The 2,836-nt window shown below is 74.9% G+C and carries 1 protein-coding gene; it reads left to right on the top strand.

Going from position 1 to position 2,836, the window contains the following annotated elements; all coding sequences use genetic code 11:
• Positions 1 to 179: 179 nt before the first annotated feature.
• Positions 180 to 2,836 (top strand): ATP-binding protein (locus ESO86_RS14855; protein WP_165307939.1); only part of this gene is annotated, 2,657 nt, incomplete at its 3' end.

Here is a 2,836-nt window from a genome sequence, read left to right on the forward strand (position 1 = left end):
CGTCGCGTCCGTGCGCCGCACCGCCGCTTCCACCTGCCGCAGTTCGCACGGTGATCCCGATCACCCGCGGCGGCGGGGCGCACGCAGCAGCGGACGCCGCCGGATCCGCGGACGCCGCGTCACGGCGTCGGCCCGATGGGGCCGGCGCCGTTGTCGTGGGCGCGTGGGACGATATGGGTGTGACCAGCTCTTCGTCGAGCCCCACGATGATCGCCCGCGACGCCGAGCTCGAGTGGCTCAACGGCCTCCTCGATGCCGTGCGCGCCGGCACGCCCGCGACCGCCGTGATCGGCGGCGAGGCGGGCATCGGCAAGTCCCGGCTCGTGTCCGAGTTCATGTCGGGGCTCGGGGCCGACGTGCGTCTCATCGTCGGCCAGTGCGTCGACCTCGGCGACGTCGCGGCGCCCTATGCGCCGGTGAAGGGCGCGCTCCGGCAGCTCGTCGCCCAGGTCGGCGCGGAGCGCGCGCTCGAGGCCGTCGGTCCGGGTCGGGCAGCGCTCATCGCGCTGCTGCCCGAGCTGGCGGCATCCGACGCCCCGTCGATCGGCGAGGTCGTGATCACGCCGGGCGGAGCCGGGAGCGGCCAGCTGCACGAGGCCGTCGCGGTGCTGCTCGAGACCCTCTCACGCGACCTGCCGATCGTCCTCGTCATCGAGGACCTCCACTGGGTGGATGCCGCGACGCTCGCGCTGCTGCGGTTCCTGCTGCGCTCGCTCGGCTCGAGTCGCCTCCTCGTGGTCCTGACCTACCGCAGCGACGACGTCACGCGCGGCCACCCGCTCCGCGGGTTCCTGTCCGAGATCGAGCGCGACCGCTGGGTCGAGCGACGCGAGCTCGGCCGCCTGAACGAGACCGAGGTCCGCGCGCTCGTGGGCACCCTCATCGTCGACGAGGCCCCGAGCGACCGCGTGCTCGAGACGGTCTTCCGCCGCAGCGACGGCGTCCCCTTCTTCGTCGAGGAGCTCGTGGGCATCGACGGATGCCGCGACGAGGGCTTCGTGCCCGGGACGCTCCGCGACCTGCTGCTCGCCCGCTACGAGCGGCTCACCGACGACACCCAGGAGCTGCTGCGGCTGCTCTCGACCGGCGGAGTGCGGGTGCCGCACGCCCTGCTCGCCGCGGTGTACCGGGGCGGCGACGAGGAGCTCGAGGCGGCCGCCCGCGAGGCCGTCACCTACGGCGTCCTCGTCATCGACGGCGACGACTACGCCTTCCGCCACGCCCTCGTCCGCGAGGCGATCCTCGCCGACCTGCTCCCGGGCGAGCGCGCCCGGTTCCACGCACGGTACGCCGAGGCGTACGAGGCGCAGGCCGTGGCCGCCGCGGGCGGGCGTCGCCTCGCCGCAGAGATCTCGTACCACTGGCTGGGGGCCCGCGATCCCGTGCGAGCCTTCCCCGCGACGATCCAGGCCATGCGCGAGGCCCGCGCCGCGGTCGCCTATGCGACCTCCGCGCAGCTCGGCGAGCGCGCCCTCGAGCTGTGGGAGACGGTGCCCGACGCCGAGCGGATCGCGGGGATGACCAAGCTCGAGCTGATGGGCCGCACCGCCTCGCAGCTCCGGCACGCCGGCGAGGGCGAGCGCAGCCTCGCGCTCGTGAAGCTGGCGCTCGCCGAGTGCCCGCGGAGCGACCCGCAGTACCCCAGGCTGCTTCGGGACAAGGCGCTCTACCAGGCCAACATGGGCCGCGGCGGCTCGATCGCCATGCTCGAGGAGGCGCTCGCCGCGATCCCCCACGAGGGCGCCGACGAGGTCCGGGCCACGGTGATGACCGGGCTCGCCGGCCGGCTCATGATCGAGGCGCGCATCGACGAGTCCGTCGAGATGGCCGACGCCGCGCACGAGCTCGCGAGCGCCATCGGCTCCGCACGCTACGCCTCGGTCGCGATGAACATCAGCGCGGTCAGCCGCGCCTCGCGCGGCGAAGTCGACCGGGCGCTCGTCGACATCGAGCGGGCGCGCGAGCTCGCACACGGAGACGGCGCCGCGCTGCTCCGGTACTGGGTGAACGCGTCCGACCTCCGCTACCTCGTCGGCGACTTCCCCGAGGCCGTCAGGCTCGCCGAGGAGGGGCTCGCCCGCGCGCGGGCGCAGGGCGTCGAGCGCAGTTCGGGCGTGATCCTCGCCTCGAACGCGGTCGACCCGCTGTTCGCGCTCGGCGAGTGGGAGCGCGCCGACGCGCTCATCGAGCGCGCGCTCGCGCTCGACCCGCCCGGGCCGGTCCGAACCTACCTCGAGCGGGCGAAGCTCTGGGCGCTGGTCTGGCGAGGCGACGCCGAACGCGCTGCGGAGACCTTCCGCCGGCTCCGACCGGCGATGGCGCCCGTGATGCAGGTCGAGATGCAGACCCGACTCGCCGTCGGGCGCGTCGCGGTCGAGATCGGGCTCGCCGTCGGCGACCTGTCGCAGGCGTGGCGCGACGGGCGAGGGGTGCTGCACGAGCAGGTGCTGCCGCTCGCCGGCTACGCCGAGCCCATGCTCTGGGCGCTCGCGCGGGTGATCGCCGCGGTGCGCGTCGACCCGGCGCGGGTCTCCGAGGCCGAGACCGCCGAGATCCTGGGTGCGGAGTCCGACGTGCGAGCGCTGATGGCGCGGCTGTCGTTCTGGCCGACGCATCCGATCTGGAAGGCGTTCGTCGACGCCGAGCTGTCCCCGACGGACGCCGCGTGGCGGGAGGCCGCCGAGCGCGCCACGGCCGAGACGGCCCCGCGGTTCCTCAGGCCGTACGCCCTGCTCCGGCTGGGCGAGGCGCTCCTCGAGGCGGGCGATCGCCAGGGCGCGCGCGACACGCTCCAGGAGGCGTTCGACGGCGCGGTCGTCGGCGGCGTCACGGCCGT

The sequence above is a fragment of the Agromyces binzhouensis genome, assembly GCF_004135055.1.
GTDB lineage: Bacteria > Actinomycetota > Actinomycetes > Actinomycetales > Microbacteriaceae > Agromyces > Agromyces binzhouensis.